Source organism: Streptomyces sp. NPDC048473, from assembly GCF_043200155.1.
Taxonomy (GTDB): domain Bacteria; phylum Actinomycetota; class Actinomycetes; order Streptomycetales; family Streptomycetaceae; genus Streptomyces.
Window position 1 is genome coordinate 1 of the sequence record NZ_JBICXE010000143.1, and the last position, 3,659, is coordinate 3,659.

General features: G+C 69.7%; 1 protein-coding gene. It reads right to left on the bottom strand.

Features of this window, described 5'->3' with window-relative positions:
• A partial coding sequence (locus ACGFU7_RS47705) for an SDR family NAD(P)-dependent oxidoreductase (RefSeq protein WP_393705048.1) occupies positions 1 to 3,623 on the bottom strand: 3,623 nt, incomplete at its 3' end.
• Positions 3,624 to 3,659 lie beyond the last annotated feature (36 nt).

Below are 3,659 nucleotides of genomic sequence, written 5' to 3' on the forward strand. Positions count from 1 at the left end.
GCAGCCAGATGCACCGCGACCAACGACGACGAACACGCCGTATCCACCGTCACCGCAGGACCCTCGAAACCGAACGTGTACGAAATACGCCCCGATGCCACACTGGTCGTGTTCCCGGTGGACAGGTATCCCTCGAAGCCGTCCGGGACGTTGCGCAGCCGTGAGGCGTAGTCACCGGCGATGACTCCGGCGAAGACTCCGGTCGTGGTCCCGCGCAGCGAGGTGGGGTCGATACCGGCCCGCTCCACCGCCTCCCACGCCGTCTCCAGCAACAACCGCTGCTGCGGATCCGTCGCCAACGCCTCCCGCGGACTCAACCCGAAGAACGCCGGATCGAACTCATCCGCGTCATGCAGAAACCCACCACTGCGCGCATACGTCGTCCCCACCACATCGGGATCCGGGTCGTACAACCCCTCCGTACGCCACCCCCGATTCACCGGAAAATCACCAATCGCATCCGCACCCTCGGCAACCAGCCGCCACAAATCCTCCGGCGAACCCACCCCACCCGGATACCGGCACGCCATCCCCACAATCGCAATCGGCTCCTCACCATCGACCGAAGAAACCACCGACACCGCAGCGGGAATGCTGCGGTCCGCGGTCTCGGTGCCGAGCTCGCCGCGCAGGAAGGGCACGAGTGCGGCAGGGGTCGGGTAGTCGAAGACGAGGGTGGCGGGTAGCCGGACGCCGGTGGCGGTGTTGAGCCGGTTGCGCAGTTCGACTGCCGTCAGCGAGTCGAGACCGATCTCGCCGAAGGGGCGGGTGGGCTCGATACCGTCCGGTGTCGCGTGGCCGAGAACCGCGGCCACTTCGGACCGGACGAGGTCCAGGAGCAGTTGGTCACCGTCGGCGGCGGAGAGCTGGGCCAGCCGCCGGCCGAGTGTCGAGTCGCCGGTGGCGGCGCCCACGGTGCGGCGTGTGGTGGTGCGGACGAGTCCGGCCAGGATCGACGGAAGGGTTCCGGCGGCGGCCCTGTCGCGCAGGGCGGCCGGGTCGAGCCTGGCCGCCATCACGAACGGCCTGCCCAACTTCCTTAGTCCGTCCAGGATTTCCCCGCCTGCTTCGGCCGGAAGCGGCTGGATGCCGGAACGGTCGGCTCGCCGGCGAGCATGCGCCTCGGCCATCCCGTCGCTGGTGTCCCACACTCCCCAGGCAACCGAATGCGCGGGCAGGCCCTGGGCATGCCGGTACTGGGCGAGGGCGTCCAGGAAGCTGTTCGCGGCCGCGTAGTTGGCCTGCCCCGGGTTGCCTATGACGCCCGCGACCGAGGAGAAGAGGACGAACTCCGCCGGGGCGTGGTCCAGGGTGAGTTCGTGGAGGTGCCAGGCGGCGTCGATCTTGGGCCGGAGGACGGTTGCGATCTGCTCGGCGGTCAGCGACGTCAGTACGCCGTCGTCGATGACTCCTGCCGCGTGCACGACCGCGCTCAGGGGCTTCCCGGCGGGGATCTCCGCGAGAAGCGCGGCCAGCGACGCGCGGTCGGACGTGTCGCATGCGGTGATGGTCACGGTGGCGCCGAGCGCCGTCAGCTCTGCTTCCAGTTCGGCGGCGCCTTCGGCCGCCGGTCCGCTGCGGCTGACCAGCAGCAGGTTGCGTGCACCGTATTCGGTGACATACCTCCGCGCCACGATTCGGCCTATGGCCCCGGTGGCGCCGGTGATCAGAACGGTGCCCTGGGGGCTCGGGGCCGGCGGCATGGTCAGTACCACCTTGCCGACGTGCTTGGCCTGTCCCAGGAACCGGAACGCCTCGACTGCCCTGCCGACCTCCCACGAGGTGACCGGCAGCGGCCGGAGCGCACCGGAGACGAAGAGTTCCAGCAGCGCCACCAGCATCTCCTGGATGCGGTCGGGGCCCGCGTCCATCAGGTCGAACGCGCGATATGAGACACCGGGATGTGCGGCACCGACCTCGTCGGCGTCGCGGATGTCGGTCTTGCCCATCTCCAGGAACCGGCCACCGCGCGGCAGCAGCCGCAACGAGGCGTCCACGAACTCACCGGCCAGGGAGTCGAGTACGACGTCCATCCCCCGGCCGTCGGTCCTGGAAAGGAACTCGCTCTCGAAGTCGAGCGTCCGCGACGAGGCGATGTGCCGGTCGTCGAGGCCGAGCGTGCGCAGCGTGTCCCACTTGCCGGTTCCGGCCGTGCCGAAGACCTCGGCGCCGAGATGGTGGGCGAGCTGTACGGCCGCCATCCCGACGCCGCCCGCAGCGGCGTGGACGAGCACGGACTCACCTGCTTGCAGGCTGGAGAGGTCGGTGAGGGCGTGATAGGCGGTCATGAACACGATCGGTGTGGCAGCGCCCTCGGCGAAGCTCCAGCCTTCGGGCATGGGGGCCAGCAACCGTCGGTCGGCGACAGCGACAGGGCCGATCGCTCCTTCGAAGAGCCCCATCACACGCTGGCCGGGGACCAAGTCGGTGATGCCTGAGCCCACTTCGGTGACCACACCCGCGCCCTCGCTGCCGAGCATCGCCTCACCCGGGTACATGCCGAGTGTGATCAGCACATCACGGAAGTTCAGCGCGGCCGCACGTATCGCGACCCTGACCTCACCGGCGGCGAGCGACCGTGCGGCCCCGGGGTGTTCGACCGGCGCCAGATTGTCCAGCGTTCCCTTTTCGGTCACATCCAGCCGCCAGGGCGTCGTCGGCCTGATGAGCGCGGGAGTGGCATCGGCCCTGGCGACACGCGGGACGAGCAGGGTGTCGCCGCGCAGCGCCAGCTGGCCCTCACCGGAGACGAGAGCGAGGGAGAGCGCGACGGGGAGGGACTGGGAGGTGGAGGTGGGAGCGGCGGACAGTGATCCCGGGGTCGAATGGGCAGGAATGTCCGCATCGAGGAGTACGAACCGTTCGGGGTGCTCAAGCTGGGCGGAGCGGAAGAGGCCCCATACGGCGGCTTCGGCCAGCCCTGTGATGTGTTCACCGCTCTGGGCGGCCAGGGCACCGTGGGTGAGCACGACCAGGCGCGACGACACGAGCGTCTCCAGCTCCAGCCATTCACGTGCCAGGTCGGCGGCCTCCCGTACCGCATCGTGCGTGGCGGTGACGGGGCTGTCGCCCTGGGCGCTCACCGCCCACACCACGGCATCGGGTACCGACGCACCCTGCTCGACGGCTGCGGCGAGCGCGGCCAGGCCGGTGTAAGCGGGGATTCCGGGAAAGCGAGGGTCGACGCTGCCGAGCAACACCGTTGGAGCTGAGGTCTTGAGACCGTCGAAGGGCGCGGAGGAGTCGGCAGGCGTGGCCTGGCCTGCGTCGAGCGGTGTCCAGTCCACCTGGTAGAGGGAGCGCCGAAGCTCACTGCCACTGCCGCCGAGCGCCTCGTGCGAGACCGAGCGCAGAACAAGGGAGTCGACAGAGCCGACGGGCGCCCCGGTCGAGTCGTAGTACGCGATGCTCAGGCGGTCCGGTCCCTTCGACTTCAGGACCGCACGAAGGCGGGTGGCTCCCGTGGCGGTCAGCCGTACACCGCTCCAGCTGAACGGGAGACGGGCCAGCCCGTCGGCCGCGTCCTCGACCAGGCCGCCCAGTGCCATGGCGTGGAGGCTGGAGTCGAGGAGCGCGGGATGCAGCGTGTGCCCCGCCGGATCCGTACCCGCCGGCAACTCCACCTCCGCATACGTCGTCCCCCCGTCCCGCCAGACCGC